Source organism: Streptomyces sp. SP18CS02, from assembly GCF_036322365.1.
Classification (GTDB): Bacteria; Actinomycetota; Actinomycetes; order Streptomycetales; family Streptomycetaceae; genus Streptomyces.
The window spans coordinates 1-25,896 of record NZ_JAQYXC010000142.1 but is presented as its reverse complement, the minus strand read 5'-3'; the positions used below and the strand labels follow the sequence as shown (position 1 = coordinate 25,896).

Here is a 25,896-nt window from a genome sequence, read left to right as displayed (position 1 = left end):
GAGACTGCACCCCGGAGTGAACCCCGGGTCCTCCAGCAGCCTGAACTTGTCGATCGTGATCACCCACGCCGCGAGCAGCCCCGCCGCACCCGTGACCACCAGCATCCACGCGAACGCCCGGCCCGCCCCCGCCCCGCCGTGACGCCCGTTCCCGCTCTCGTTCCGGCCGACCTCCGGCGGACCGGCCTCGCCCTTCACGCTCGTCATCGTCATGGCGGCGACGCTACACGCGACGGGGGTTCGCCATGGTTCACCCCGGTTCCTTCACCGGAATGGCGGAGCCGTACGCGGTCGGGGCCGTGGTGCGGGGAAGGGCGGGTCAGCCGCGCACCCTGCGCACCGGGACGACGCAGTGGGCGCTCTCCGAGAGCGTCTCCTCGTCACCGGCGAAGGCGCGCAGCTCCTCCTCGCCCACCTCCCGGCCCGGTGCTCCCTGCGGCCAGGGGCGGAGTGCGCAGATGAGGTAGACCTGCCCCTTCTCGTGCGCCGCCTGCTCCCACTGGGGCGGCACCGAGCACTGCGCCCTCATGAACGGTGTGGTGAGCACGAGCTGTTCGGCCTCGACCAGCAGCGTGATCGGGATGCGGGTCTCGCTCGCCAGGTCGACCACCCGCTCGCCGATGGGCAGGCCCAGCTTCTCCAGCTCGGCCGCCAGCGCCTCCCGGCCGGCCTCGGGGCCCTCGGGCCCGTCCCCGGTCGAGTACACCATCAGCATCGGCGTGCCGGCGGAGTCGGCGGAGGGCTCGCTGGCCCACGGAAGGACGCTGAGGGTTCCCAGGAGGGAACGCTGCCGGCCCGGGAACGCGACGGTGGAAGAGGTCATGGCGCCGGATACTAGTGCCGCCGACCGGGGCATCCCGGGGCGAATCCACCCGTTCGGCCGAGCCCGGCGGGCTCCTTCACCTCGACGTGTCACGAATTCGGCCCTGCCCTCCGGAACGGTTTTCGGGTGTCGTCGTTGTGCCCCGGAAGTCCTCCGCCCGCTCGCCGGGCATCGCCGGACGGGAGAGCGCCGATGGCCGTGAAGAGACCGGGGTCCCCGGTGCCGCCCCCCGCCTCATGGCCGGTGCCGCCTTCCGCCACCTCCGCCGGCCCGTTCCGCGGCCCGCGCACCGCGCGGCGGGGGGTGCTGCGCACGCTGTACGCCCTGACGGTCGCGGCGTTCACCGGAGGGGCACTGGCCCGGATCGCCGCCGCGCCCCGGGTCACCCCGCCCCCGGCCGTGTCCCCGGAGCCCTCCGACGGCGCTTTCGCCTTCGCCTTCGACGAGATGTACAAGGGACGGCACATCCAGGGCCGACCGGTCCCGGCGCCGGACCCCGCAGCGGGGACAACCGCCGGCGGGACGGCCCGGGGCCCGGGCTTCGAGGCCCGGATCGACGGCCGGCCCCTGCACCTCATGCGCTGCGCGGACGGCGGCTACCTCAGCGTGGTCGACCACTACCGGTCCTGCCCCACGCCGCTCGCGGCGACCCGCGCGGCCGTCGACGAGCTCGGGCCGGCCCGGCTCGCCCCCATCGGCGTCCACGGCGCGGGAACGCGAGGCGGTCATGGTCTACACCCGTAAGGACCAACGGGACCTGACCCGTGCCGAGCGGCGGAAGTTCGTCGACGCCGTACTCGAACTGAAGCGGAGCGGCCGCTACGACGACTTCGTCCGCACGCACGTCCGGCACTACAGCTCGGACGGCGACGACGGGCTGCGGGCCGCCCACATGGCGCCCTCCTTCCTGCCCTGGCACCGCCAGTACCTGCTGGACTTCGAGCGGGCCCTCAGGGCCCTGGACCCGACGGTGACCGTGCCGTACTGGGACTGGACGAGGGACAGGACCGCGGCCGCGTCGCTGTGGGGCGAGGACTTCATGGGCGGCAACGGGCGGCGCGGGGACCGACAGGTGATGACGGGCCCGTTCGCCCACGTCCGGGGCGACTGGACGGTCACGGTGGGGGTGACCGAGAACCGCTTCCTCAGCCGGGACTTCGGCCACCCGGCGGACCCGGTCGAACTGCCGACGAGGAAGGAGCTGGCCTGGGCCATGGACGACCCGGTCTACGACTCCGAACCCTGGAACTCCACCAGCGCCTCCGGCTTCCGCAACAAGCTGGAGGGCTGGACGCCGGGGAAGGGGAGCGCCCGGCTGCGCAACCACAACCGGGTCCACCGCTGGGTCGGCGGCCTGATGCTCGGCGGCGCCTCCGTCAACGACCCGGTCTTCTGGCTGCACCACTCCTTCGTCGACCTGCTCTGGTCGCGGTGGCAGACCAGGAACCCGGGCGCCCGCTACCAGCCCGCCACCCCGCCCCCGCGTGGCTCGTCGCAGTACGGGCGCGTGGTCGCGCGCCACGAGCCCATGCCCCCGTTCGGCGTCACCCCCGCGGACGTCGCCGACCACAGCCGGGTCTACCGGTACGCGTGACACCGGCCGGCACCGACGTGCGCCGGCCGACACCGCGACACCGATGTGCCTTTGCGGGCCTCGACCCACCTCGGCTTGCGTCCACTTGCGTCCACTCGTGCCGACCGACCCCGCCGGACACCGACCGACCCCGTCGGGCACCGACCGACCCCGCCGGGCACCGTGACCGGCGCCGCGCCGATGCGGTCCGGCCCGCGCCGGGCCCCGCCGGGACGGCACGGACACAGGAACGGTCCCCCGGCCTTGGGAGGCCGAGGGACCGTGTGCGAGGCGGGGGCTCAGCTGCCGTAGCCGCCCTCGCTGCCCTTGCCGCCCTTGCCGTTCTTGGCGTCCTCGTGGTTCTTGCTGTCCTCGTGGTCCTTCTTGTCCTTCTCGACGACCTTCTCGGACTTCTCGCTGACGTTCGCGCAGGTGTTGCCGAACGCGGGGTTCAGGATGCCGATGATGTCGATGGTGTTGCCGCAGAGGTTGATCGGGATGTTGATCGGGACCTGGACGACATTGCCCGAGAGGACGCCGGGGGAGCCGACGGCGGCGGCTTCGGCCCCAGCGTCGGCGAGGGCCATGCCGGCCCCGCTGAGGGCGACAGCGCCCGTGCCGACGATGACCGCGGCGGCCTTCGCGATGCGAGACATCACATTCTCCTTGTGCCTGGTAACTCGACCGCGGGCCTGCGGTCGTCACTTCCTTACAACGCGATGACACACGACCAGTAACGGGCAATGTCGTCACAACAGGGCAAAGGTGATAATCACCGCTCAAACGGACGTATAGGGCCCGGCAGCCGGAGTACGCCGGCTGCCGGGCCCCTGGGCGCGCGGATCCTCTGCCGCGGCGCGTCAGCCCCTCGGGCGGACCAGCCCCAGGCCGGACTCGACGGTGCCGGTCAGCGTCGGCGCCAGCAGCCCGGTCCGCGGCAGTTCGACGCCGGGCAGCCCGAGCGAGTCGCCGCGCGGCAGGGTGAGCGGGGAGCCCACGGTCGCGCCGGGAGTCACGGCACGCAGCGGGGAGGCGGGCGTGGTGAGTTGTACCCGCTCCACCTCCTGGCCCTCGGCGAGGGCGGGCAGCGGCGCCGCGATCTCGGTCTGCGGCAGTTCGGCCGAGAGCGGGGCCTGAGGCACGGTCACCGGCTGCACCTCACCGCCTCCGCGGGCCCCGAGACCCATGGGCGTTCCCGGTACGGGGACGGGCACCGCGGTGCGTACCGTCGGAGGCTCCATGGGGAGCAGCATCCCCAGTCCCCGCAGCGGCAGCTCCACCGGCGCCTGCGCGGCGGCCGCGGGCGTCACCATCGCCGCAGAGGCGAGACATGTGACGAGAATTCCCAAGCCGGCCTGAGATCTCAGGTTCATATGGTCCGTTCGCCTTCCAGCGCTGACGAGTCATGTTGCCGACTGGAAGAACGAGCGCGCGCCGGGAAAAGCGTCAGAATTCCCCTGGTTGCAGCAGCGGGGCGGCACGCGAAAAAGGGACGGCGGGAACGAGATCGTTCCCGCCGTCCCCGGCGGTGCGGCGCGCGGCGTCCCGCGCGTCACCGCCTCACTTGCCGAGCGGAAGTCCGCCGAGCAGCGGCGCGGCCTTCTTCGTGGGCGCCAGTCCACCGGCGGTGTCCCCGACCTTGCGGACCAGGTCGCTCTCGGACGCCCTGGTCACGGCGTCGGAGGGGACCGTCTCGGTCAGTCCGCGCTTGCCCAGCGTGTCGACCGCGCCGTTGAGGCTGGAGGGGGTGAGGCTGTCAGCGGCAAAGGCCGGGGCGGCCACACCCAGGGCCATCACGGAACCGGCAACGACCGCAGCAACCTTCGTGGGGTTCATGGGGAGTGAATCCTTCCTTGGATGGCGTCTGTTCGTCACAACTGGCGGATCGCACAGGGAACTTGGGGCGTTCCATGCGGTGCTCCTTCTTGGTAACGAATCCTCCACCCGGCGGAAACTCCGGAAGGGGGGAATTCTCGACACTGCACCCGAATGATGTGGATCGATCGTATTCTCCGATCAGCATCGAACGGGGTGCGGGCGCGGGTGCGGATGCGGATGCGTGGACGGACGCGGGGCGGACGCACGACGGCCGTGCCGACCCGTTCCCGCCGGGTCGGCACGGCCGGAGTGGCGCCCTCAGAAAGGCCAGAAGGTCTTGCGCGGCGTGGCGGCGGTCGTCTGCGGAGCGGCCGGGACGGCCGGGGTGGCCGCCGTGCCGGTGGTCATGCCGGTGGCCGGGAGCTTGGTGAAGTCGGTGAGGCCGGCGAGCCCCGTCATCCCCGTGACGCCCGTCGGTGCCGTGGGGGTGCCGAGGTCGGGGGTGCCGGTGAGGCCGCTCATGCCGGACAGGTTCGCGAGGGACAGGCCCGTCATGCTGGAGACCGTGGACCTGACCATCTCCAGGACGGAGTCGAGGGTCGCCTTGACCTCGGCGTCCGTGAGGTCGGTGGTCGTCGTGTTCTGGGTGATCTCGGTGCTCGTCACCGTGCCCTGCTCCAGTGCCGCGGCGACCAGTGCGTCGATCGCCTTCTGCAGGTCCGTGAGGGCGTCGGCGGTGGCGTCCGCCGGGGCCACGGAAGGGGCCAGTGGCTGGTGGTCCTGGGCGACGGCCGGCCCCGCCGTACCGAGGGCGAGGGCGGCGCAGGCGAGAGTGGCCGCGATACGGCGGGTTGTCAGGGGACGCATGCGTTGTCCTTCCGGTGATGCGTGGGGAACGTGAGATCACCGTGGGTCGGACCCCAGGTGCTCGCAAACGCTTGCGTGATCGACGCCGCCGATAGGGTGGCCCGCCTAGTCCGTCGGTGCGGAGGCGCGTGTCGTGCGGGGGGAGCGTGCCGTGCGGGGGCGCCGCCCGGACGCCGTTCGTGACGCCCGGCCCGGCACCGCGCCCACAACGCGGTGCGCCACCCCCGGAGGGGTGGCGCACGGTGGCATCGGGTCGGGGAGCCCGGGCTGTGTCCGGTCAGCCGTTGACGCAGACGTTGCCGAACGCGGGGTTCAGGAGGCCGATGATGTCGATGGTGTTGCCGCAGACGTTGACCGGGATGTGGACCGGGACCTGGATGACGTTGCCGGAGATGACGCCCGGGGAGCCCACGGCCGCACCCGACGCGCCGGCGTCGGCCATAGCGACGCCCGTGGCACCGGCGACGGACGCGGCAACGGCTGAGGTCAGGACGACGGCCTTGGCGATACGGGACATGGTGATGAGCTCCTAGGTTCGATGAGGCATTCCCGACCGATGTGGCCGGCTGCATCAAGAACGCGGCAGCGTTTCTCTGGTTGCGCCACCGAACGGGTGAACCGTCGGATGAGTGGCGGGCGACACGTCTGTTGGCGAACGGAACACCCCGATAGGGAAGTTACTTATAAATTGTCCGAAATGCTTGGTTTTGTGGTTGTTCGGTCATAGCGTTCGGGCTCGCTCCTCCCTTTCCGGTCCTGCCGAGCCCCTTTCGCGCGTCCCCGCGCGACCGCTGCTCGCCCTTCCCCCTTCCGTTCCTCTTCGCGGTGTCCCCCTCACTCCTCCAAGCGGAGAACCTGTATGCGCGATTCAGTGGTTCTTGCCGTGCGTCGCGGGCTGCTGTGCCTTCTGTCGTGCGTGTCGTTGCCGGTCGCACATCCGGCCGCCGCAACCGCTCCGGGGAAGGAGGCCGACCGCATCGCGTTCGCCCAGCGCTTCTACGCCCTGCAGCGCGGCGGGCTGGTACGGGCGGCCAACGCGGCCGTCAGCTGCCGCGTCTCCACGACCTCGCCGTCCGCCGCGCTGGCGTGCGGATCGGTCCGCAACGGCGGTACGGCGGCCAACGACGACCGGGACATGTTCTACGTCGACGTGGACGACGACCCCAACACGTACAACTCCGGTCGCGGTGAGGTCCTGCTGCCGAAGGGCGCCGTGGTCACCTACGCCCGTCTGTACTGGGGAGGGAACCTGCGGGTCGGGGAGCAGAAGCCGCCCGAGGACAACGGCCGCGTACTGATCGCCGAGCCCGGCGGGGAGTACAAGGAGGTCCTCGCCGACTCCACCGTGGGGCACCGGACGACGGACGGCGCCGACGCCTTCCAGGCGTCGGCGGACGTGACACGGCTGGTCCGCGGCGCCGGTCCCGGCATGTACACCGTGGCGCAGGTCAATGTCGCGAGGGGGGAGTCGGCGGCCGGCTCCTGGGGCGGCTGGACGCTGGTCGTCGCCTACGAGCACAAGGCCGAACCCCTGCGCCACCTGTCCCTCTGGGACGGGTTCGAGACGCTCGACGCCAAGAGGAAGGCGCTGCGGGTGGACTTCGGGAGGCTCGCCGTCCCGGCGGACGCGCCCGGCCGCCTCGGGATGGTCGCCTACGACGGCGACCGGGGCACCGCGGGGGACTCCCTGGCGCTGGAGACCCGGGCCGGCCGGACCCCGCTGAGCGACTCGGCCAACGCGGCGGACGACGTGATGAACTCCAGCGTCACGGACTTCGGGACCGACCGGACCGGCCGCTTCCCGGAGTACCGGAACACGCTCGGGTACGACTCCGACGTCCTCAACCTGCGCACGGCGTTCCGCGGCGGGGCCGACCGGGTCGGCGTACGGATCGCCACCGGGGCGGACACGGTCTGGCTGGGCGCGCTCTTCCTGGAGGCCGACGCGCGCGGCTGACGACCGCCCACGGGCCGTCCGCCCGAAGCCGCCGTCCGCCGCTGTGCGGGGAGCCGCCGTCCGCGGCCGCCGTCCGGCCCCCGGCTCCGCCGCCACCTGTTCCGCAAGCCTCCAGAAAGGGTCACGCGTGCGTCCCCCAATGACCGCACTGCATGTTGTCCAGCCAGGTGACGGCGGGGTGGCCCGCGTGGTCACCGACATGGTCGGCGCGCAGCTGGCGCAGGGCCTGCGGGTGGCCGTCGCCTGCCCGCCCGGCACGCCGCTCGCGGCGGCGGTCCGGGCGCGCGGCGCCGAGGTCCACCCCTGGCGGGCGGGCCGCGACCCGGGCCTGCGGCTGGTGGCCGAGAGCCGACGGGTCGCCGAGATCGTCGCGCTGGTCCGGCCCGACCTGGTCCACGCCCACAGCGCGAAGGCCGGGCTCGCCGCCCGGGTCGCCGTGCGCGGCCGCGTGCCGACCGTCTACCAGCCGCACGCCTGGTCCTTCGAGGCGGTCGGCGGAGCCATGGCGGCGCTCGCCCGGGGCTGGGAGCGCTGGGCCGCGGCCCGGTGGACCGACCGGGTGGTCTGCGTCAGCGAGGCCGAGCGCCGGCGGGGCGAGGACGCGGGTGTCCGGGCGGCCTGGTCCGTCATCCACAACGGCGTGGACGTCGGCCGCTTCACCGCCGGCCCGGCGGAGGCGCGGGGAACACCGGAGGCCCGCGGCCAAGCCCCAGGCCGAGCCCGCGGCCAAGTCCCCGGCCCGGCGGGCCCGCTCGTGGTCTGCGTGGGCCGGCTGTGCCGCCAGAAGGGGCAGGACGTCCTCCTGCGGGCCTGGCCCGAGGTCGTCGCCCGGGTACCGGGCGCCCGGCTGGTCCTGGTCGGTGACGGGCCGTCGGCCGCCGGCCTGCGCGCCTCGGCGCCCGCGTCGGTCCGCTTCGCGGGAGCGGTCGACGACACGGCGCCCTGGTACCGGGCCGCCGACCTGGTCGTCCTGCCGTCCCGCTGGGAGGGCATGGCGCTGGCCCCGCTGGAGGCGATGGCCAGCGGCCGGCCCGTCCTGATCACCGATGTGGACGGCGCGCGAGAGTGCCTGCCGCCCGGGCACGAGGCGCACTGCCTGGTACCGCCCGACGACCCGGCCGCCCTGACCGAGGCCCTCACCCGGCTGCTGCGCCGGCCGGTCCTGCGGCGGATCCTGGGCCGCCGGGCGCATCAGCACGTACTCGACAGATTCGACGTGCGGCGCGCGGGCGCGGCCCTCGCGGACGTGTACCGCGAGGTGGCCGCCCCGCGGCACCGCGAGACGAGAGAGCCGATCCCCCAGTGACCACGGAAAGCACCAGCGTCCCCTCGTCGACGCGCGCCGCCGCCACGGTGGACCAGGCGCCGGGCGTCGGCTCCCTCGGCAGGCCGCGCGGCCCGGCCGCCGACCGGGTGGCCCTGCCGCCGCCCCGCCCGGCACCCGCGCCGCCCTTCGTGGCGGCCCTGGTGGCGGCGGACTGTGCCGCGGTGCTCGCGGCCGCGCTGCTGCTGGGCGAGGAGCAGCGCGACGCGGCGCTGCTCCTCCAGCTCACCGCGGGCGTGGCGGCGCTCAACGCGTGTGCCGGGCTGTACCGGCCCGGCGCCATCGCCTCCGTGCTCGACGAGTTCCCCGTCCTGGCCGGCCGGGCGGCGATCGCGTGGTGCGCGGCGGCCGCCCTGCTCGCCGCGCAGTCACCGGAGCGCGTGATCGGCCTGTCGACCCTGGCCGCCGCGTACGGGACGCACCTGCTCCTCGTCTGCGGCTGCCGCGGCGCCGTCCACCACCGGCGGGCCGGCGTGGCGCGCGCCCGCCCCCGGGCCGCGCTGATCGTCGGCCCGCCCCAGGCGGCGCAGCGGCTCGCGGCCACGCTCGCCCGGCACCCCCGGTACGGCGTCCGGCCGGTCGGTGTCGTCGCCACCCAGCAGGACATCCCGCAGCCGGCCTCGGCCGGACCGGCGCTGCCGGTGCTCAGGAGCACCGAGGAGATCCACCGGGCCGTCGTGCGGGGCGGCGTCCGGGAGGTGGTGTTCCTGCCCGGGGAGGAACAGGCCGACCTGGTCGCCCTGTTCGAGCACTACGGCTGTGCCGGCTGGCGCGTCGGGGAGACGGGCGGCCGCGCGGGGGCCGCCTCGATGAGCCAGCACCTGTGGGGCCATGCCTGCCGCCGTCTGGACACACCGCGCGGCCGGCGGGGCCGGCTGCCCAAGCGGGCGCTCGATGTCACCGTCGCCGCTCTCGCCCTCCTGGCCACCGCGCCGCTCCTGCTGCTGTGCGCGTCCGCCGTGCGCCTGTCGGACGGTCCCGGCGTGCTGTTCCGGCAGGAGCGCGTCGGCCAGGACGGCCGGCTGTTCACGCTGCTGAAGTTCCGTACCCTGCGGCCGGCCGACGACGAGGAGGCGGCGACCCGCTGGAGCGTGGCCCACGACGAGCGGGTGAGCGGCGTCGGGGGCTTCCTGCGGCGCACCTCCCTCGACGAGCTGCCCCAGCTGTGGAACGTCCTGCGCGGAGACATGAGCCTGGTCGGCCCGCGACCCGAGCGGCCCTACTTCGTCGCCCAGTTCAGCCGCAGCCACGCCGGTTACGCGGCCCGGCACCGGATGCCCGTGGGGCTCACCGGGCTCGCGCAGGTGCACGGGCTGCGGGGCGACACCTCGATCGAGGACCGGTGCCGCTTCGACAACCACTACATCGACCACTGGTCGCTCTGGCAGGACGTGTGCATCCTCCTGCGGACGGCCGCCTCGCTGATCCGCCCGGCGGGCAGCTGATGACCGCTCTCGCCGGGGAGGCTCCCGCGCGCCCCGCACGGCGGTGGCCGCGGGCCGCCCCCATGGTGCCGGTCCTGGCCGTCCTCGCGCTGCTCGCCGTGCCGGCCCGGGACCCGTCGGGCACCGGTACCGTCGCCGACGCCGCGTCGGCCGTACTCGTCCTCTTCTGCCTGGTCCGGGTCGTACGGGCCGGTGTCCGCCCGCTGTCCGGGGCGGCCGCCCTCGTGCTGGGGCTGCCCGTGCTGGGAGTGTGCGCGGCGGCCGTCACCTCCGGCGACGCGGCCACCGTGCTGCCCGGGGCCGCCCGCTACCTCCAGGTGTTCGTGCTGGTGCCGGCGGCGGTCGTGCTGCTGATGCGCGACCGCCGCGACTTCAGGCTGGTCGCGGGGGGTCTGATCGCCCTCGCCCTGGTGCAGGGCGCGGTGGGGATCGCGCAGTACCTGACCGGCACGGGCGCCTCGTACCGGGGCGAGGACGTACGGGCCGTCGGCACGTTCGGGCCCGGCGACGTGATGGGCATGTCGACGGTCGTCGCCTACGGGCTGGTGGCGGCCGTCGGCCTGGCGCTCGGCTCCTCGGGGCGGGCCAGGACCACCGCCCTGGTCTGCGCCGCACTGCTGGTGCCGCCGCTCGTGGTGTCCTTCAGCCGGGGCGCCTGGATCGCCACGTTCCTGGCCTGCGGGCTGCAACTGGCGCTGTCCGGCGGGCGCAGGGCGCTGCGCGCGGCGCTCGCGGCCGGGGCGCTCGGCGTGGTGCTGGTCGCCGGGTTCGGTATCGGCTCGCAGCTGGTCGAGGAACGGGTGGCGAGCATCTCGCAGGTCACGGACGCCCCCGACCGGTCGGTCACCGACCGGTACACGATGTGGGCGGCGGCCGTGGGGATGTGGCGGGAGCGGCCCGTCACCGGCGTCGGGCTCAAGAACTTCCCCGCCCACCGCGACAGCCACGCCTCCCTGGCGCTCTCCTCGGGCAGCGACATCGCGGGAGCCGGCCAGGGGTTCCGGCGCCAGGCCCTGCTGTCGCCCCACAACATGTATCTGCTGGTCCTCGGCGAACAGGGTCTCCTGGGTGTCGTGACGATGGCGGGCAGCTGGCTGGCGCTGCTGGTGTGCGCACTGCGCCGGGTGCCGGGCGCCCGCCGGACCCGCACGGGGGCGGACTGCGCCCTGGTCGCGTCCGGGCTGGTGGCCTGGCAGCTGGTCGACTTCGCGTACGCCGACATCGGCGGGCCCTCGACGGTGCTGACCGCGGTGGTGCTCGGGATGGTCGCCTGGTGGGCGCTGGCCGCGCACGGGCGGGGCGCGCGGTACGGGGAGGGCGAGGCCCCGGCCGGGCTGCCCGGCGCCCGGCGCCTGACCGGTTCCGGGGCACAGGACCGTAACGCCGGAGCCGGAGCGGGAGCCGGAGCCGGGCGTGGCGGGGCGGACCATGGCTGAGTCGTCGGGGGCCGTCGCCCTGGCCGGAGTCCCGCGCCCCGCCCCGGCGGCGCGGTCCTGGGTGCCGTCCAACCGGTTCCTGGCCAGGGCGGCCCTGCTCACGGCCGGGCTCACGGCGGCCGGCGCACTGCTGGGACTGATCCGTGACCAGCTCCTCGCCCGCGCCTTCGGCGCCGGTACCGGCACGGACGCCTTCCTCGTCGCCTGGACGGTGCCCGAGTTCGCCGCCACGCTGCTCATCGAGGACGCGATGGCGCTCATCCTGGTGCCCGCGTTCAGCCGCGCCCTGGCCCGGCGGGCCGAGGGGGCCCGGCCCGACCCGGTCCGCGCGCTGGTGGGCTCGACGCTCCCGGACACCGCGCTGGCCATGAGCGCGGCGGCCGGCGCGCTGGTGCTCGCCGCGCCCTGGCTCGTACCGCTGCTGGCCCCCGGGCTGCCGCGGACGGATCTCGCCGTCGACTGCACCCGGCTCACCGCGACCTGCGTGCTCAGCTTCGCGCTGGCCGGCTACTGCAGCGCGGCCCTGCGGGCGCACGGACGGTTCCTGGCACCGGCCGCCATCTACCTCGCGTACAACATCGGCATCATCACGGCGGTCGTGCTGCTCGGCCCCGGGTGGGGCGTGCGCGCGGCGGCGGCCGGGGTCGCGGCGGGCGGCGTGCTGATGGTGCTGGTCCAGGTGCCCTCGCTGGTGGGGCGGTTGCGGGCGAAGGGCTCCCGCCCGGGCGGGAGCGCCGCGGCCGGGGATCCGCGCGGGGAGGGGCCGCCGCTGCTCGTCCTCGCCCTGCTCGCGCCGGTGCTCGCGTTCGCGGTCAGCCGGCAGTCCCAGGTGCTGGTCGAGCGGTTCCTCGCCGCGCCGCTGCCCGCCGGGGCCATCTCCCACCTCAACTACGCCCAGAAGGTGGCGCAGCTGCCGATGGTGCTCTCGCTCATGCTGTGCACGGTCAGTTTCCCGGTCGTGGCGCGGGCCATGGCGGCGGGCGACACCGCCGGGGCGCGGCTGCGGGCCGAGCGGGACCTGCTGCTGGCCTGCGCGATCGTGCTGGTGGGCGCCGCGACCGTGATCGCGGCCGCGCCGCAGATCGTCCAGCTGCTCTTCCAGCGCGGCGCGTTCGACGCCGCCGACACCCGGGCCACGGCCGGCGTCATGCGGATCTACGCGCTCGGACTGCTGGGCCAGACGCTGGTCGGCGCGCTCGTCCGCTGCTACTTCTCCGCCTCCCGGCCGCTCTGGTACCCGGCCGCCGTCATGACCGGCAGTGTGGCCGTCACCGCCGGGGCCGGCCTCGTCTGGGCCGGCCCCTGGGGCGCGCCGGGCATCGCCGCCGCCAACGCGCTGGGCATCACGCTCGCCGCGGGGCTGCTGCTGCTCGGGGTGGCGGGGCAGCGCGTCCCGCTCGGGGCCCGTCCCGTCGCCGGGGGGCTGGTGAGGCTCGTCGGGCCCGCCGCGCTCGCCACGGCAGCCGGCTGGACCTGCGCGGCCCGGGTCGGCTCGCCCCTCCCGGCCGTCCTCCTCACCCTCGCCGCCGTCACCGCCGTCTTCCTGGCGTCGGCGTGCGCGTGCGGGGCGCCGGTGGTCCCCGGCCTCCTGCGGGCGGCCTTCGGCCGTCCGTCCCCCGTCCGTTCCCCGCCCACCGACCACCGTTCCGCGCTCGTCCGCTCCCCGCTCATCCGTCTCCTCGTCCGTCCCCTCATCCGTTCCGCTTCCCGAAGGCACGCCCATGCTCCGTCGGACATCCGGGAAACCCCGCACGTCACCCCTGTGGGTGGCGATGTACCACTCGATCGACGACCTCGCCGACCTCGACGACGTCAGGAATGACCCGTACCGGCTGACCGTGTCGCCCGCGCGGCTGGACCGGCAGCTGCGCTGGCTGCGGGACCGGGGGCTGCGCGGCGTCGGCGTGGGGGAGCTGCTGCGCGCGGTGGCACGCGGTGACGCGCGCGGACTCGTCGGCCTCACCTTCGACGACGGGTACGCCGACTTCCTCGACAACGCGGTCCCGGTGCTGCGCCGGCACGCGTGCACCGCCACCGTCTTCGTCCTCCCCGGCCGGCTGGGCGGCGACAACGCGTGGGACCCGCTCGGCCCGCGCAAGCCGCTGCTCACCGAGGAGGCCGTCCGCCGCTGCGCCGCCGCCGGCATGGAGGTCGCCTCGCACGGGCTGGTGCACCTGTCGCTGCCACCGCTGGGGGACCGGCTGCTGCGGGAGGAGACCCGCTACAGCCGTGAGCTGATCCGTACGATCACCGGCTCGGCGCCCGAGGGGTTCTGCTACCCGTACGGGCAGGTCGACCGGCGCGCCGTGCGGGCCGTGCGCGAGGCGGGCTACAGCTACGGGTGCGCCATCGACCCCGGGCCGCTGAGCGAGGTGTTCGCCCTCCCGCGGGTGCACATCGGCCAGCGCGACACCGCCTGGCGCCTGCACGCCAAGTACCGGCTGCACGGGCTGCGCCGCAGACCACCCGCCGGTCTCCCGTCCGGCGACCGGGCGGCTTCCGGCGACCGGGCGGCGTCCGGTGACCCGGCGGCGTCCGGGGCGACCTCCGGGGTGCCGTCGTCATGAAGGTCCTGCACGTCATCACCGGCCTCGGCATCGGCGGGGCCGAACAGCAACTGCGGCTCCTGCTGCGCCATCTTCCGGTCAGGGGCAGCGTCGTCACGCTCACCAACCCGGGCGCGGTCGCCCGGGGGCTGCGGGACGACGGCGTCCCGGTCGCCCATCTGGGGATGCGCGGCAACCGCGATCTGATGGCCCTGCCCCGGCTGACCCGGCTGATCCGGCAGGGCGGCTTCGACGTCGTGCACACCCATCTGTACCGGGCGTGCGTCTACGGACGGCTCGCCGCCCGGCTGGCGGGCGTGCGCACGGTCATCGCCACCGAGCACTCGCTGGGCGCCACCCAGATCGAGGGCCGGGCACTCAACGACGGGGCCCGCGCCCTCTACCTGGCCAGCGAACGGCTCGGCACCTCGACGGTCGCCGTCTCCGACACCGTGGCCCGGCGCCTGACCGAGTGGGGCGTGCGCCCGGGCCGCATCCGGGTCGTCCCCAACGGCATCGACGTGCGCCGCTTCGCCCACGACGAGGACGCGCGGCGGGCTGCCCGGCGGCGGCTCGGCCTGGCGCCGGACGCCTTCGTGGTGGGCGGGGTGGGGCGGCTCACCGCCGGGAAACGCTTCGACACGCTGATCCGCGCGCTGGTGGCGCTGCCGGAGGCCAGGCTGCTCCTGGTCGGCGACGGGGACCGGCGCCAGCACCTGGCCCGGCTCGCGTGGGAGTGCGGGGTCATGGACCGGGTGGTGTGGGCGGGGGCGTGCCACGACGGGCTGCCGGGACTGCTGTCGGCGATGGACGTGTTCGTCTCGGCCTCGGCCGACGAGGCGTTCGGGCTCGCCGTTGTGGAGGCGCTCGCCGCCGGACTGCCCGTGCTGTACGTCGCCTCGCCCGCGCTCGACGACCTGCCGGCGGCGGACGCGCCCGGTGCGCGGCGCATCGGCCGGTCGGTGCCCGACCTCGTCTCGGCCCTGCGCGACCTCTGCCGGGACCACCCGCCCGGCCGCCTGCCCGTACCGCCCGCCGCCCGCCGCTACGACATCGCCCACAGCGCACAGCAGTTGATGACCCTCTACCGCGAAGCGAGCTCCCGATGACTGCGCAATCGTTCGCCGTACCCCGCGTGATCGGCCGGCTGACCCGACTGACGTCCCGGCCGGTGCGCCTGCGCCGCCGCTGGATCGTGCCGGTGGCCGTCCTGGTGGGTGCCCTGAGCGGCGGTACGTACGGACTGCTGACGCCCACGCGGTACGCCGCGACCGGTTACGTCGTCGTCGTCCCCTCCGGGAAGGGCGACCCGGCCGGTGCCATGGGACTGGCCCAGGCCTACGGCCGGGCCGCCACCGACATCGCGGTGGTGGGTGACGCCCAGGTGTGGGCCGGTGTCCCCACCCGCACGCTCAAGGAGAGCGTGCGGGCCGCGACCTCCCCCGACGCACCCATGATCTCGATCACCGCCCAGGCCGGCCGGCCGGCGACGGCGGCCGCCATCGCCGACAGCGTGGCCAGGGCCCTCGTGCTGAAGGGCACCCACACCGAGGACAGCACGGGAGTGAAGGTCCTCCAGTTCACCCGGGCGGCCAGGCCGTCGGAACCCGTCTCGCCCTCCCTGTCGCTGTCCGCGCTCGTCGGGGGCTGCGCCGGCGGGCTGCTGGGCGGGCTCGGCCTGCTGGTCAGGCCGAGGCGGGAGCCGGAGGGCCGGTACGCACCGGTACCGGGACCCGCCGGCGCGTCGGGCGCTCCGGCCGCGGCGCCCGCCCCGCAGCCGGAGTCCGTATGACCCCCGCCCGCCCGGCGGGGCAGGTCGCGGACGGCCAGGCCGGACCGGTCGCGGCGGCCGGACGGGAGGGCGGCGGCTCGGACGGTTTCGACGTCGCGGTGTGCCGGGACGCCGAACGGTTCGGGCTGCTGGGCCCCGCATGGGCCGAGCTGCACCGCCGCTGCCGGACCGCCACCCCCTTCCAGTCGCATTCCTGGCTCCACTCCTGGTGGCTGTCGTACGGCACCCCCGGGTGCCTGAGGGTGGTCCTCGTACGCCGGGACGGGCAGCTCGTCGCTGCGGCGCCGCTGCGCCTGGTGCGCGGCCCGGTGCCGGTACTGACCGGTCTCGGCGGGACCATCACCGACTACTCCGACGTCCTCGTCGACGATGTCGCCGCCGGCGCGGCGGACGCGCTCACCGGGGCGCTGGGCCGGCTCGCCAGGACCGCGGTGATCGATCTGCGGGAGGTGCGTCCGGGGGCCGCCGCCGAGCGCGTCCACGCCGGCTGGCGCGGACCGCGGGCCCGGCTGGCCGACTCCACCTGCCTCGAACTGCCCGCCCTCTCCATCGACCGGCTGGTGGACCGGCTGCCGTCGTCGCGCGCCCAGCGGGCCAGGTCCAAACTGCGCAAGCTCGACCGGGAGGGCATCGAGGAGCACGTCGTGCCGCCGGCCGAGGTGCCCGAGGCGCTGCGGCGCCTGCTGGACCTGCACCAACGGCAGTGGCAGGGGCGGGGGGTGACGGCGGAGCACGTCAGCGTCCGGTTCGCCGAGCACCTCGAACGGGCCGTGCGTCCCATGGTGGAGTCCGGCGAGGCGATGGTGACCGAGTTCCGGCTGGCGGGCGACCTGGTGGCGGCGGACCTCACCCTGCTGTCGCCCCGTCTGTCGGGCGGGTACCTGTACGGGGCGGACCCGGTGCTGCGCGCCCGCAAGGTGGACGTGGCGACCATGCTGCTGCGCAACGGGGCCAGGCGGAGCAGCGCGAGCGGCCGGGCCACGTTGAGCCTGCTGCGCGGCGACGAACCGTACAAGCACCACTGGCGGCCGGAGACGGTCGGCAACCAGCGGCTGCTGATGGCCCGTCCGGAGCTGGCACCGGCGCTGTGGCTGCGCGTGGCGCACGCGCGGGCCCGCGGCTGGGCGGCGGACCGGGTGCGGGGCCGGGCGTGGGCGCGAAGACTGCGGCGCGGCGGCGGAGGGTGAGCTCCGCCGCCGCGCCGGGCCGTACCCGACGGCTCACCGGGACAGACGCTCCCACCAGGACGTACGGACGCACACCGGGCCGCCGAGCCACTTCTCGACCCAGGAGCCGAGCTTCACGGGCAGACAAGCGGGCGAGGGGGCCTGCGGGGCCACCGGCAGCGGGGCCGGCAGGAGGTCGGCGGGGGCTGTGGGGTCGACCGGGGCTGTGGGGACAGTGGGGTCGGGAGCGGTGTCGGCGGCCGGCGGCCGGGGCGCGCCACCCGGCTCCGGTCCGGTGCTCGTCCCCGGCGCGGGCGGCTCGGGCGTGGCGCCGGGGTCGGGCTCGCCACTCGTCTCCGGCGCGGGCGGCTCGGGCGTGGCGCCGGGCGGTACGGGCTCGGTGCCCGTCTCCGGTGCCGGGCCGGGCGGCGTGCTCTGCTCGGGCGCCGCCTCCGTGCCCCGCCCGGCGAGCATGATGCGGAACACCCGCGCCGACCTCGGGTTGGCGGCGCACTGCCAGACGCCGTGCGGGCAGTAGTCCGTGATCGTGTGGTACAGCGGCCTGTGCTGGTCGACCCATTCCAGCATCCGCCGCATGTACTCGGGATTGTCGCCGTTTCGGAACAGGCCCCACTCGGGATACGAGATAGCCTTTCCGTGCGCGGCCGCGAATTCCACGTGGTGCCGCAGCCCATAAGGCTCTTCGGCCTGCTGGTCGAACGTCACGCCCGGGGGCTGGTCGTATGAATCCATTCCCACGATGTCGACGACGCCGTCACCGGGATAGCACTCGGTCCAGGGGATCGCGTCGTGCCCGCGGTTCGGCGCGAAGTCGAACCGGAACCGCTGTCCCGGAACCGCGCGCATGGTGGTCACGATGCGGTTCCAGTACGCCTTCCACGCCTCCGGGTCGGGGCCGCAGCGATGCGTGTACGTCGTCCCGTTCATCTCCCAGCCGAGCACGATGACGGTGTCCGGCACCCCGAGCGCGACCAGCCGCCGGGCCAGGGCGCGGAAGTGGTGGTCGTACTGCCCCTGGGCGCCGATGCGCAGCAGCTGCCGCACCGCGAAGTCCGGTACATGGCTTTCGTTGCGTTCCAGCATCGGGACGTTCAGGACGAATAGCCGGTCGTCCTGGGCGCGCCGCCACTGCGCCCAGGAGTCCAGGAAGCCCGGCCGTCCCTCGATGTTCGACCACCGGTCGCCGGGCAGGTAGGTGTGGCCGACCCGGAGCTCGGTGCCGCCCAGCCATTCCTGGAGGTCCGCCATCCGGCTGATACCGCTCGGACCGTAGTGCAGGTACGCGCCGAAGGCGGCCGCCCCGGCGGACGGCGCCGCGGTCCGTCCGCCCGTGTCCTCGGCCGCGTGGCCCGGGGGCGCCGACGCGGCACCCGAGAAGAGAAGGCCGGCGGTGAGCACCCCCAGCCAGGTATGCGCGCGCTGCCGTTTCCGATGGGCCATGTCCGCTCCTTCGCGAGGCGCCGGGTTCCCTCGTTCACCTCGACCAAAAGTATTCCTAATGGTCCGATCGGGATCTTTGTGCAGGCTTTTAATGGACCGTTAGTGGAATTCATCGCCCACTTGGGGCACAGAATGAAGGACATGCCGTGGTGTGTTTTGACACCCGCACAGCCGCCGTCCTGATGCGGCTGGACCGCAACCCCTTCCACCACGGCACGCTCGGCGCGGCCCGGTCCCTGGGGCGGGCCGGTGTGCCGGTCCACGCCGTGATCGAGTCCCCGGCCGGACCGGCGGCCCGCTCCCGTTATGTGAGCGGCAGTCATCCGCCCCCCGCCGACAACGAACTGACGAGCGTTCTGGCGGCGCTCGACCGGGTCGCCGACCGTCTCGCCGGGCCGGCGGTACTCGTGCCGATGGACGACGCCGGCGCTCTCGCCGTGGAGCAGCTGCGTCCGCGCCTCCACCCCCGTTTCCGCCTGCCTGACCAGCCGTCAGGACTGACGGCGCGGGTGTCCGACAAGGCGGAGCTCGCCCGCACCTGCCGTGAGCTCGGCATCCCGCACCCCCGGACGCTGGAGCCGGCGGACGTGGAGGAGGCCGTGGCCATGGCGCGCTCGCTCGGTCTGCCCGTGGTGGCGAAGTGGAGCCGCCCCTGGCTGCTGCCCGCAGGAAGCGGCCTGCGCAGCACCACCGTGGTCGGCACCCCGCGCGAGGTGCGCGAACTGTACGGGGACCGGGCCCGCGCGGGCAGCGCGCTGCTGCTGCAACGGCTGCTGCCGCCGGGGCGCGGACTGGACTGGTTCTTCCACGCCTACTGCGAGCGCTCCGGTGTCTGCGGGGTCGCGGGCACCGGGCGCAAGGAGCGGTCCTGGCCCGACGCCGCGGGCCTGACCGCCGTGGGCGTCTGGGCGCCGAACCCCGCCGTGGAGCGGCTGGCCCGCGACCTGGTCGCCGCCCTCGGCTACCGGGGCATCGTCGACCTCGACTTCCGGCTGGACCCGGCCACCGGCACGTACCACCTGCTCGACTTCAACCCCCGGCCCGGTGCGCAGTTCCGGCTCTTCACCGACCCCGCGGGCCTGGACGTGGTCCGCGCGCTCCACCTCGACCTGACGGGCCGCGCCGTGCCCGCGCTGGCCCGCTGCCACGGCCGGCGGTTCGTGGTGGAGAACTACGCGGCGCTGTCCGTCCTGTCCTCGCCGCGGCGGCGCCCCGAGGCGGCGGGCGCCGCCCGGGCCGCCCCCGCCGCCCGGACCGAGACGGCCTGGTACGCGGCGGACGACCCGCTGCCCGCCCTGGCCATGGCCCGGGCGTGGCTCGCGCACGCCGCCCGGAAGGGGTGGTCGGCGGCGGACCGGCTCACCCGACTCACCCGGTTCACCCGACGATGACGAAAGTGGTGGTTCGATGTACGACCTGGTGGTTGTGGGCGCGGGCCCTTACGGCCTGTCGGTGGCCGCCCACGCGGCGGCCCAGGGGCTGGAGATCCGCGTCTTCGGGCAGGTGATGAGCGCCTGGAGGGCCATGCCCCCGGGCATGCTCCTGAAGTCGGAACCCTGGGCCTCGAACCTGTCCGACCCGGCCGGATCGTTCGGCCTCGTCTCCTTCGCCAACCTGCGCGGTGTCCGGGCGCACCACGGCGTCCCGCTGCCGGTCGGGTTCTTCGCCTCGTACGGGGAGTGGTTCGCCCGCCAGGCCGTGCCGTCCGTCGACGAGCGCATGGTGGAGAGCGTGCGGCCCGCCCCGGAGGGGTTCGAGATCACGACGGAGGACGGAGAGGTGTTCCGCGCCCGGACGGTGGCACTGGCGATCGGCGTCCTGCCGTTCGCCGACGTACCGGAACCGCTGCGGCACCTGGTGCCGGACGGGGTCACGCACAGCAGTCACACCAGTGACCTGGGCCGTTTCGCCGGACAGGACGTCACCGTCGTCGGCGCGGGGCAGGCGGCCCTGGAGACCGCCGTGCTCCTCACCGAGCAGGGGGCCCACGCGCGGATCATCGCGCGCGCGGACCGGCTGAACTGGAACACGCTGCCGCCCTCGCTCCGGCGCGGCGGATGGGAGGCCGTCCGCGCCCCGCACACGGGTCTGGGCTGCGGATGGCAGAACTGGCTCTACGCCGAGGCCCCCGGGGCCTTCCGCCGGCTCCCCGCCACGACCCGCGCCCGTCTCTTCGCCACCGCGCTCGGGCCGGCTGGCGCCTGGTGGCTGCGGCACCGGTTCGACGCGGTGCCGGACGTGCGCCTCGGCCGGACCGTCACGGCGGCCGTCCGGGCCGGTGACCGGCTGCGGCTGACCGTGGCCAGGGCACCGGGCCGGCTGCCGTCGGGCCGGCGGCCGGCGCGGGCGCGGGGCGACGGCGGGACGCCGGGGCCGGCGGCTCTCACGGGCGGGGCCTGGGCACCCGAGCAGCCCGGACCCGAGGGCACCGTGGAGACCGACCACGTCATCGCCGCCACCGGCTTCGCGCCCCGTCTGGAGCGGACGGACGTCCTGAGCGGTCCGCTCCGGCAGGAGCTGCGCACGGTCGGTGCGAGCGGAGCGCCCGAGATGAGCCCGCTGTTCGAGTCCTCGCACCCCGGGCTCTTCATGGCCGGGCTGCTCACCGCGCCGTCCTGCGGTCCGTCGATGCGGTTCGTGTACGGCGCTTCCTACACGGCCGAGCGGCTCGTCAGAGGAGTCGTACGGCGGTTGCGGGCGAAGGGCCCGGAGGAGACGCCCGCCGGAACGGGCGGGGCCGGGCGGCCGAAGGCCGGGTCCGGGGCGGTCGCGCGGTCACGGTGACAGCGGGAAGCCGGTCCCGGGAGACGCACCCGGGACCGGCTCCGTCCGGCAAGGCGCCGCAGCGCCGTCGTGTCCTACCGACCGGCCGCCATGAGGCCGTGCCGCGTCAGCTGTTGACGCAGACGTTCCCGGCGGCGGTGTTCAGCAGCGCGATGATGTTGATGCTGTTCCCGCACACGTTGATCGGGATGTTGACGGGCACCTGGACGACGTTGCCCGAGAGGAGGCCGGGGGAGCCGACAGCGGCCCCGTTGGCGTCGGCGTCGGCGACGGCGGGCGCGGCAGCACCCATCGCCAGCATGAGCCCGGCAATGGCTACGGCGGCCTTCTTGCACTTCATTGTGGGAGTTCCTTTCCGCAGAGGAAGAGCGTCGCGGTTCTGGCCACGATGAGTCCGGAGGGACTCGCTTCCGCTGCGACTATCACAACGAACGTGAAAGCGAAAAGACACACCATTAGGGCAGTTGCGCTATTGATTCACTCGAACGCCTTCGATCGCCTGGAAGGCGGGTGCGCATTCAGCCGCCGGGCCACACCGGGCGTGTCACCAACAGCTCCCATTCATGGTCGGGCACGCCGGGGAGCGTGCGTCCCGATGCTCTCCATTCGCGCATCAGCACCGAATAGAGCGGGGGCGTCTCGGACGCCGCCGCTTGTCTGCTCTGGGGGATGAGCGGAACGCGCTGCCATTTTCCGGTGCCAGAAGCCATGCCAACCCTTCCGTCAAGAGCCGTGGCGAGGCTTCCGCATCATGCCATAGCTCCCGCAATGGGCGGATTGAGACGCGGCCGCGTCCATCCCACCGGACCGCCGCGCCACCCGGCCGGCCCCGCGCCTCCCGGAGCGCCCCCGCGCCTCCCGGGGCGCGTCCGCTGAGGCCGTACCGCCCCGCGGTCGGCCCGGGCGCCCGTCACTCCGACCGGACCCGGACCGTCCGCAGCGAGGTGTCGGCGGCGTCCGGGAGGTTCATCCCCGCGCCGATGCCCGTGGTCAGGTAGCGCAGCACCGGTTCCGTCAGGCGCTCGCCGGGGAGCACCACCGGTATGCCCGGCGGGTACGGTGTGATCATCTCCGCCGCGACCCGGCCCGCCGCCTCGGCCACCGGCACGTCCTCCACCTGCGCGAAGAACGCGTCGCGCGGCAGACACTCCTGTTCCATCCGCAGCTCGTCCGGTGTCGGGACGTCGACCTGCCCGGTGGGCGGCAGGGCGGGCGCGTGGTCCGCCAGATCGCGCAGGGCGTCCAGCAGCGGCGCCGTGGTCGCGCGGGAATCGGCGTGGGTCAGCTGCGCCCCGATGCGCCGGTGGTCGGTGATGTGGACGTCGATGCTGCGGTGCCGGCGCAGCCAGTCGGCCGCCTGGTACCCCGTGGTGCCCAGCTTCGACACGTCGATCACCACCGGCAGCGGGTCGAAGTCCGCCGCGAGGCCCGGGCCGACGAAGTCGGAGCGGTCATGCACGTGCAGCCCGTCGATCCGCTCGATCTCCTCGCGCACCGAGGCGGCCAGGCCCAGGGCCTCGTCCAGCAGTTCCTCGCCGTGCAGCATCATCTGGCGCCGCCAGCCGTCGAGCCCGGCGTAGATCACCACGGACGGGGAGGTGGTGCCCAGCAGGTCGGAGCGCGACTTGAGGACCGCGGGGTCGATCAGATCACCCTGGAGGTGGAAGACGGAGCCCTGCTCCAGGCCGCTGCCCATCTTGTGGATGCTGGTGACGCAGACGTCGGCGCCCGCGTCCATGGCCCAGGACGGCAGCGCGGAGTGGAACGGCAGGTGCGCCCCCCACGCCTCGTCCACGATCAGCGGCACACCGCGGCTGTGGCACTCGGCGGCGATCTCGGCGAGGTCCGCGCAGGTGCCGTACGGCGTCGGGCTGGTCACCAGCGCGCCGCGCGCCCGCGGGTGGCGTTCGAAGGCCGCCTCGAAGGCGGCCGCGGACGGCGGGTGCGCGAGGCGCAGCTCCGGGTCCCACTCCGGCTCCACCCACACCGGCCGGACCCCCGAGAGGATGAGCCCCGCGATCACCGACTTGTGGGCGTCCCGGCCGATCAGGAGCTCCTCGTGCGGCCCCGCCACCGAGAGCATCGCGGCCTTGACCGACAGGGAGCTGCCGCACGTGGTGAAGAAGGTGTGCTCGGCGTGCACGGCGTCGGCCATGAGCGCCTCGGCGCGCTCCAGCACCCCGCCCGACGAGCGCCGGTCGTCGAGACCGCCCGAGGCGAGGACGTCGGACCGGAACACGGCGTCGCCCAGCACCCTGCGCACCTCGGGGTCCGCGCCCCTGGCCTGCTTGTGCCCGGGCGGGGTGAAGGCCAGCTGGCCCGACTCGTGGTAGCGGTCGAGCGCTTCGAGCACCGGTGCCTGCTGGTGGTCGGGGCACTTCAGGGACATGGGCGGGCCACCTGCCTCGGGGTCAGTGGGGAAGGGCCGCGAAACGCAGGCCGAAGTGGTCGAGCGTGCGGGGCAACGGCCGGTCCGGGCGCAGCCGTCCGGGCCGGTCGGGAAGGTAGGTGTGGCGCTCCAGCAGCGCGGCCACCATCGTCGAGGTGGCCAGCAGGACCAGGTCCTCGCCCGGGCATCCGGCGGGGCCCGCGCTGAACGGCATCAGGGCGTCGGTGTCCTGGGCGGTGCCGTCGAGCCAGATCTCCGGAGTGAAGCGGTCGGAGTACGGCAGCGCGTCGTCGCGGTGGAACAGCGGTGCGTAGATCAGGAACTCGGTGCCGGCGGGCAGGGTGTCCGCGCCCCAGCCGGTCCGCCGCACGGACTCGCGCAGCAGGAACGGCGTGGTGGGCCAGAGGCGTACGGACTCCAGCACGCACGCGCGGGTGTACGGCAGGAGCCGGGGCTCGCTCAGGTCGGTGACGGCCAGTTCGTTGCGCACCTGCGTCTCCTGCGGCCCGTGCGTGGAGAGCAGGGCGAGGGTGCGCAGGGCGGCGACGCCCGCCGCGTCGAACGCGAACAGCCAGTGCGGGACCTGGCCCGCGGGGTCGGTACCTGGCCCGGCGGGCGTCGTGGCGAGGGTGGCGGCGAGGCTGCCCGGTTCGGCCCGGTCGAGGTGGCCGCGGAGCCGGCGCTCGAAGCGCTCGCGCGGTCCGGTGCGGCGCGGGGCGGCGACGGACCAGTTGCCGGCCGAGCGGAGGCGGCCGAGCATCGCGGTCAGCCCGGTGTCGTCGCGGGCCGCGTCGCCGAGCACCACCCGCCGCACGGTGCGGTCCCAGGCGGTGCTGAAGGCGTTCCAGTCGATCTCCCCCGCTCCGGCCGTCGTCGCGCCGAGGAGCTTGCCCGCCTCCTCCCGCACCGTGCGCACCAGCTGCGGGGCCTGGCTGTGGAGCTGGTGGCCGGTCTCCAGGACGGCCTCGTTGAAGGCGCGCCGCTCGTCGCGCTCGTCACCGTGCGAGATCAGCACGCCGTGCGGCTGGAACCGCGCCAGGGCGGCGTATTTCTCCCGGGTCGCCGGGGAGTACGGGTCGGGGGTGCGCTCCAGCACGTGGGCGGCGTCCCGGGCGTCGAGGACGACCGCGAAGTGACGTCGCGCCAGGTCGATCCTGAGCGGTCCGGGCCCGTAGCGGGTCCGCAGTTCGGTGAGCAGCCCGGTGGCGCGCCTGTCGACGGCGCATCGCTCGGCGAGGGCCATCCCGGCGCGGCGGCGGACGATGGCGCCCGCGGCCAGGGTCGGCGCGATCACATGGGCGGCCAGCCGCGCGGTGTCGCGCGCGGACACCTGTGCGGGGGTGCGGTCCGCGGCGGTCCTTCCCATGCCCCTGTCCGTACTGGTCATGGGCCTCGGGTGCCCCGGGGGTGCGGCGCGAAACGGTGCCGCGGGCCGGGCGCGGGGGCCGGGAGGCCGCACGGAAACGGCTGACGGCCGCCGTCGACCAGGGCGGTCGGCGGCGGCCGGGGACGGCGGCGGCAAGACGGAAGGGGGCAGGGGCAGGGACAGGGCGGGGGTGCGGGCGCGGTCAGCCGGCCGAGCCGGGGCCGCCGCTGCCGAACCCGCCGCTGGCCGAGCCGCCCCACTTGTGGTCCTCCTCGGACCGTGGCGAGGTGTCCGGCTCGGTGTTCTCGTGCCGGAGCTCGTACGGCATCACCCGGTCCTCCCGCTCGGTGAGTTCGGCGGCCCTGCGGTGGCCCTCGGCCTCCCCGGGCAGGCCGGCGTCGTCCGGGCGGTGCGGCTGCTCCTCGGCCTTGGGCGGCTCCGGCTCCCGCGAGCGGATGCGGCGTCCCAGCACGAAGGCGCCGATCAGGAACCCCACGAGGACCACGCCCGCCACCAGCGGGCCGATCCCGACAAGATGGTCCCTAGCGGCGGATTCCATGGCGAACATGATGACAGAGTCCATATAGGGCGCGTACCCGCTTCCGCCCGGGTCAGACATCGCGGCGGGGGATCCGCGCCCCCATCCGTGCGGCGGGAAGGTCCGGCCGGGCCGGAGAAACGGCGGCACGGAAGGCCCGGGAATCGCTGCGGGAGCGACTCCATTCAGACGCCATGGAACGTTTCTGCCCCTATTCGTTGGTGGAGCACAAAACTACCTTCATTAAAAAGGTGACCCCGTCTTTCCGGATTGGGCTCTTCGGGTGACGTCGCGCAACTTAAACAGCGCTGCGCTGTTGGTCAGACCGGCCCGAGTACCGGGTCTCTCGACGAGAAGGATGGACCATGATCAAGAAGGTTCTGGCTACCGCCGGCGTCGCTGCGGCCGTCCTGGGCGTTTCGGCCCCGATGGCTTCCGCCGTGGGCGACCGCGGCGTGGACACGCAGAACGGCAACTTCGCCACCCAGGCGTACGGCAACACCGTCACCGGTGGATACATGAGCCCGCAGATCGGCCTTGTCCAGGGCTCGCTCAACAAGCCCTGCATCGGTCTGCCGGCCCAGGTCGACGTGCAGAACGTCGTGGGTCTG

General features: G+C 74.5%; 25 protein-coding genes and 1 pseudogene. 14 read left to right on the top strand and 12 right to left on the bottom strand.

The window, feature by feature from the left end; translation table 11 throughout:
- Together PUR26_RS01040 and PUR26_RS01035 are read right to left on the bottom strand one after the other, a co-directional pair.
- A pseudogene (locus PUR26_RS01040) lies at positions 1–213 on the bottom strand (vitamin K epoxide reductase family protein); the annotation flags it as partial.
- A 106-nt stretch (positions 214–319) separates the two neighbouring features.
- The gene (locus PUR26_RS01035) at positions 320–823 is read right to left on the bottom strand and encodes a DUF5949 family protein (RefSeq protein WP_329868276.1); all 504 of its coding nucleotides are present in this window, start codon (positions 821–823) and stop codon (positions 320–322) included.
- Positions 824–1,015: 192 nt separating this feature from the next.
- Here PUR26_RS01035 and PUR26_RS01030 point away from each other — a divergent pair, with 192 nt between their 5' ends.
- Together PUR26_RS01030 and PUR26_RS01025 are read left to right on the top strand one after the other, a co-directional pair.
- Positions 1,016–1,567, top strand: a complete 552-nt coding sequence (locus PUR26_RS01030; protein WP_329868274.1) for a tyrosinase family oxidase copper chaperone — start codon at positions 1,016–1,018, stop codon at positions 1,565–1,567.
- Positions 1,551–2,417: a tyrosinase family protein gene (locus PUR26_RS01025; RefSeq protein WP_329868272.1), complete on the top strand. Its 867-nt coding sequence runs from the start codon at positions 1,551–1,553 to the stop codon at positions 2,415–2,417. Before PUR26_RS01030 ends, PUR26_RS01025 begins: the two co-directional genes overlap by 17 nt.
- Before the next feature lie 278 nt (positions 2,418–2,695).
- On the opposite strand, the gene PUR26_RS01020 is transcribed toward PUR26_RS01025, so the two are convergent.
- The 5 genes from PUR26_RS01020 to PUR26_RS01000 form a co-directional block, all read right to left on the bottom strand.
- Positions 2,696–3,052, bottom strand: a complete 357-nt coding sequence (locus tag PUR26_RS01020) for a chaplin (protein ID WP_329868270.1) — start codon at positions 3,050–3,052, stop codon at positions 2,696–2,698.
- Positions 3,053–3,256: 204 nt separating this feature from the next.
- Positions 3,257–3,709, bottom strand: coding sequence for a hypothetical protein (locus tag PUR26_RS01015; protein ID WP_329868269.1), 453 nt, complete (start codon positions 3,707–3,709; stop codon positions 3,257–3,259).
- Between the two features lie 247 nt (positions 3,710–3,956).
- Positions 3,957–4,232, bottom strand: a complete 276-nt coding sequence (locus tag PUR26_RS01010; RefSeq protein WP_329868267.1) for a hypothetical protein — start codon at positions 4,230–4,232, stop codon at positions 3,957–3,959.
- Between the two features lie 300 nt (positions 4,233–4,532).
- The gene (locus tag PUR26_RS01005; protein WP_329868265.1) at positions 4,533–5,081 is read right to left on the bottom strand and encodes a hypothetical protein; all 549 of its coding nucleotides are present in this window, start codon (positions 5,079–5,081) and stop codon (positions 4,533–4,535) included.
- A gap of 277 nt (positions 5,082–5,358) precedes the next feature.
- A complete protein-coding gene (locus PUR26_RS01000) occupies positions 5,359–5,598 on the bottom strand; it encodes a chaplin (RefSeq protein WP_329868264.1) in 240 nt (79 codons plus the stop codon).
- Between the two features lie 342 nt (positions 5,599–5,940).
- Between PUR26_RS01000 and PUR26_RS00995 the strand changes: the two genes are divergently transcribed.
- From PUR26_RS00995 to PUR26_RS00955, 9 genes are all read left to right on the top strand, one after another.
- Positions 5,941–7,038, top strand: coding sequence for a DUF3344 domain-containing protein (locus tag PUR26_RS00995; RefSeq protein WP_329868263.1), 1,098 nt, complete (start codon positions 5,941–5,943; stop codon positions 7,036–7,038).
- Between the two features lie 139 nt (positions 7,039–7,177).
- Positions 7,178–8,344, top strand: a complete 1,167-nt coding sequence (locus PUR26_RS00990; protein ID WP_329868261.1) for a glycosyltransferase — start codon at positions 7,178–7,180, stop codon at positions 8,342–8,344.
- The gene (locus tag PUR26_RS00985; RefSeq protein ID WP_329868259.1) at positions 8,341–9,807 is read left to right on the top strand and encodes an exopolysaccharide biosynthesis polyprenyl glycosylphosphotransferase; all 1,467 of its coding nucleotides are present in this window, start codon (positions 8,341–8,343) and stop codon (positions 9,805–9,807) included. The genes PUR26_RS00990 and PUR26_RS00985 overlap by 4 nt, the downstream gene beginning before the upstream one ends.
- The gene (locus PUR26_RS00980; RefSeq protein ID WP_329868257.1) at positions 9,807–11,243 is read left to right on the top strand and encodes an O-antigen ligase family protein; all 1,437 of its coding nucleotides are present in this window, start codon (positions 9,807–9,809) and stop codon (positions 11,241–11,243) included. The genes PUR26_RS00985 and PUR26_RS00980 overlap by 1 nt, the downstream gene beginning before the upstream one ends.
- Complete coding sequence (gene murJ / locus PUR26_RS00975) at positions 11,236–13,065, top strand: murein biosynthesis integral membrane protein MurJ (RefSeq protein ID WP_329868256.1); 1,830 nt, start codon at positions 11,236–11,238, stop codon at positions 13,063–13,065. The genes PUR26_RS00980 and murJ overlap by 8 nt, the downstream gene beginning before the upstream one ends.
- A complete protein-coding gene (locus PUR26_RS00970) occupies positions 12,965–13,810 on the top strand; it encodes a polysaccharide deacetylase family protein (protein WP_443076921.1) in 846 nt (281 codons plus the stop codon). Before murJ ends, PUR26_RS00970 begins: the two co-directional genes overlap by 101 nt.
- Positions 13,807–14,898: a glycosyltransferase gene (locus PUR26_RS00965; protein ID WP_329868252.1), complete on the top strand. Its 1,092-nt coding sequence runs from the start codon at positions 13,807–13,809 to the stop codon at positions 14,896–14,898. The genes PUR26_RS00970 and PUR26_RS00965 overlap by 4 nt, the downstream gene beginning before the upstream one ends.
- Entirely contained in the window at positions 14,895–15,581 is a 687-nt protein-coding gene (locus PUR26_RS00960; protein ID WP_329868250.1) for a lipopolysaccharide biosynthesis protein, read from the top strand. The genes PUR26_RS00965 and PUR26_RS00960 overlap by 4 nt, the downstream gene beginning before the upstream one ends.
- Positions 15,578–16,768 carry a GNAT family N-acetyltransferase gene (locus PUR26_RS00955; protein ID WP_329868248.1) on the top strand — a complete coding sequence of 397 codons (1,191 nt, stop codon included), beginning with the start codon at positions 15,578–15,580 and terminating at the stop codon, positions 16,766–16,768. Before PUR26_RS00960 ends, PUR26_RS00955 begins: the two co-directional genes overlap by 4 nt.
- Positions 16,769–16,801: 33 nt before the next feature.
- Here PUR26_RS00955 and PUR26_RS00950 read toward each other — a convergent pair whose 3' ends face one another.
- Positions 16,802–18,208, bottom strand: coding sequence for a glycoside hydrolase family 26 protein (locus tag PUR26_RS00950; RefSeq protein WP_329868246.1), 1,407 nt, complete (start codon positions 18,206–18,208; stop codon positions 16,802–16,804).
- 146 nt (positions 18,209–18,354) lie between these two features.
- Between PUR26_RS00950 and PUR26_RS00945 the strand changes: the two genes are divergently transcribed.
- Positions 18,355–19,599: a carboxylate--amine ligase gene (locus tag PUR26_RS00945; RefSeq protein WP_329868245.1), complete on the top strand. Its 1,245-nt coding sequence runs from the start codon at positions 18,355–18,357 to the stop codon at positions 19,597–19,599.
- A 16-nt stretch (positions 19,600–19,615) separates the two neighbouring features.
- Positions 19,616–20,992: an NAD(P)-binding domain-containing protein gene (locus PUR26_RS00940; RefSeq protein ID WP_329868243.1), complete on the top strand. Its 1,377-nt coding sequence runs from the start codon at positions 19,616–19,618 to the stop codon at positions 20,990–20,992.
- Positions 20,993–21,098: 106 nt separating this feature from the next.
- Here PUR26_RS00940 and PUR26_RS00935 read toward each other — a convergent pair whose 3' ends face one another.
- The 4 genes from PUR26_RS00935 to PUR26_RS00920 all read right to left on the bottom strand — a co-directional run bounded on the left by PUR26_RS00935 (position 21,099) and on the right by PUR26_RS00920 (position 25,306).
- Positions 21,099–21,332 (bottom strand): chaplin, encoded by a 234-nt coding sequence (locus PUR26_RS00935; protein ID WP_329868241.1) that lies wholly within the window; start codon positions 21,330–21,332, stop codon positions 21,099–21,101.
- A gap of 570 nt (positions 21,333–21,902) precedes the next feature.
- The gene (locus PUR26_RS00930) at positions 21,903–23,381 is read right to left on the bottom strand and encodes an aminotransferase class I/II-fold pyridoxal phosphate-dependent enzyme (protein ID WP_329868239.1); all 1,479 of its coding nucleotides are present in this window, start codon (positions 23,379–23,381) and stop codon (positions 21,903–21,905) included.
- A gap of 22 nt (positions 23,382–23,403) precedes the next feature.
- A complete protein-coding gene (locus tag PUR26_RS00925; protein WP_329868237.1) occupies positions 23,404–24,747 on the bottom strand; it encodes a cytochrome P450 in 1,344 nt (447 codons plus the stop codon).
- Positions 24,748–24,949: 202 nt separating this feature from the next.
- A complete protein-coding gene (locus PUR26_RS00920; protein ID WP_443076919.1) occupies positions 24,950–25,306 on the bottom strand; it encodes a DUF6479 family protein in 357 nt (118 codons plus the stop codon).
- 344 nt (positions 25,307–25,650) lie between these two features.
- Between PUR26_RS00920 and PUR26_RS00915 the strand changes: the two genes are divergently transcribed.
- The coding region (locus PUR26_RS00915) for a rodlin (RefSeq protein ID WP_329868233.1) at positions 25,651–25,896 on the top strand (246 nt) is incomplete at its 3' end.

Excerpts from the sequence above, each read along its gene's own strand:
- PUR26_RS00980 (WP_329868257.1), top strand. The coding sequence starts at position 9,807 with ATGACCGCTCTCGCCGGGGAGGCTCCCGCGCGCCCCGCACGGCGGTGG.
- PUR26_RS00930 (WP_329868239.1), bottom strand. The coding sequence starts at position 23,381 with ATGTCCCTGAAGTGCCCCGACCACCAGCAGGCACCGGTGCTCGAAGCG.
- PUR26_RS00950 (WP_329868246.1), bottom strand. The coding sequence starts at position 18,208 with ATGGCCCATCGGAAACGGCAGCGCGCGCATACCTGGCTGGGGGTGCTC.
- PUR26_RS01035 (WP_329868276.1), bottom strand. The coding sequence starts at position 823 with ATGACCTCTTCCACCGTCGCGTTCCCGGGCCGGCAGCGTTCCCTCCTG.
- PUR26_RS01025 (WP_329868272.1), top strand. The coding sequence starts at position 1,551 with ATGGTCTACACCCGTAAGGACCAACGGGACCTGACCCGTGCCGAGCGG.
- PUR26_RS00995 (WP_329868263.1), top strand. The coding sequence starts at position 5,941 with ATGCGCGATTCAGTGGTTCTTGCCGTGCGTCGCGGGCTGCTGTGCCTT.
- PUR26_RS01020 (WP_329868270.1), bottom strand. The coding sequence starts at position 3,052 with ATGTCTCGCATCGCGAAGGCCGCCGCGGTCATCGTCGGCACGGGCGCT.
- PUR26_RS01005 (WP_329868265.1), bottom strand. The coding sequence starts at position 5,081 with ATGCGTCCCCTGACAACCCGCCGTATCGCGGCCACTCTCGCCTGCGCC.
- PUR26_RS00960 (WP_329868250.1), top strand. The coding sequence starts at position 14,895 with ATGACTGCGCAATCGTTCGCCGTACCCCGCGTGATCGGCCGGCTGACC.
- PUR26_RS01010 (WP_329868267.1), bottom strand. The coding sequence starts at position 4,232 with ATGAACCCCACGAAGGTTGCTGCGGTCGTTGCCGGTTCCGTGATGGCC.
- PUR26_RS01000 (WP_329868264.1), bottom strand. The coding sequence starts at position 5,598 with ATGTCCCGTATCGCCAAGGCCGTCGTCCTGACCTCAGCCGTTGCCGCG.
- PUR26_RS00925 (WP_329868237.1), bottom strand. The coding sequence starts at position 24,747 with ATGGGAAGGACCGCCGCGGACCGCACCCCCGCACAGGTGTCCGCGCGC.
- PUR26_RS00955 (WP_329868248.1), top strand. The coding sequence starts at position 15,578 with ATGACCCCCGCCCGCCCGGCGGGGCAGGTCGCGGACGGCCAGGCCGGA.
- PUR26_RS00965 (WP_329868252.1), top strand. The coding sequence starts at position 13,807 with ATGAAGGTCCTGCACGTCATCACCGGCCTCGGCATCGGCGGGGCCGAA.
- PUR26_RS00920 (WP_443076919.1), bottom strand. The coding sequence starts at position 25,306 with ATGGAATCCGCCGCTAGGGACCATCTTGTCGGGATCGGCCCGCTGGTG.
- murJ (WP_329868256.1), top strand. The coding sequence starts at position 11,236 with ATGGCTGAGTCGTCGGGGGCCGTCGCCCTGGCCGGAGTCCCGCGCCCC.
- PUR26_RS00970 (WP_443076921.1), top strand. The coding sequence starts at position 12,965 with ATGCTCCGTCGGACATCCGGGAAACCCCGCACGTCACCCCTGTGGGTG.
- PUR26_RS00935 (WP_329868241.1), bottom strand. The coding sequence starts at position 21,332 with ATGAAGTGCAAGAAGGCCGCCGTAGCCATTGCCGGGCTCATGCTGGCG.
- PUR26_RS01015 (WP_329868269.1), bottom strand. The coding sequence starts at position 3,709 with ATGGTGACGCCCGCGGCCGCCGCGCAGGCGCCGGTGGAGCTGCCGCTG.
- PUR26_RS00990 (WP_329868261.1), top strand. The coding sequence starts at position 7,178 with ATGACCGCACTGCATGTTGTCCAGCCAGGTGACGGCGGGGTGGCCCGC.
- PUR26_RS01030 (WP_329868274.1), top strand. The coding sequence starts at position 1,016 with ATGGCCGTGAAGAGACCGGGGTCCCCGGTGCCGCCCCCCGCCTCATGG.
- PUR26_RS00940 (WP_329868243.1), top strand. The coding sequence starts at position 19,616 with ATGTACGACCTGGTGGTTGTGGGCGCGGGCCCTTACGGCCTGTCGGTG.